1 protein-coding gene is annotated in these 254 nt (G+C 70.5%); it reads right to left on the bottom strand.

Going from position 1 to position 254, the window contains the following annotated elements; all coding sequences use genetic code 11:
• Positions 1-254: LLM class flavin-dependent oxidoreductase (locus tag F0L68_RS41030; protein ID WP_149855325.1), on the bottom strand; the 254-nt coding region annotated here is incomplete at both ends.

Here is a 254-nt window from a genome sequence, read left to right as displayed (position 1 = left end):
CAGCACCGGCGGTCGGGGACGCTGCGCTGGCTTGGACAGGGCGGGCGAGTCGGCGAGCCGATAGTGCTTGCCGGCAAAGGAGAACGTGCCGCCCTCGGGTGTCGCCCACAGGCCGGTGATGATCTCCAGCTGCTCGCCGTAGCGTTCGAACCGCTCGCCGAGTGCCGGGAACGGGATGCCGTACGCGGAGTGCTCCTCCTCGTACCAGCCCGCGCCGAAGCCGAACTCGACGCGCCCGCCGGACATCTGGTCGA

The organism is Solihabitans fulvus (assembly GCF_008386585.1).
Classification (GTDB): Bacteria; Actinomycetota; Actinomycetes; order Mycobacteriales; family Pseudonocardiaceae; genus Solihabitans; species Solihabitans fulvus.
The sequence above is the reverse complement of the archived record's forward strand: the minus strand, read 5'-3'. Positions and strand labels throughout refer to the sequence as shown.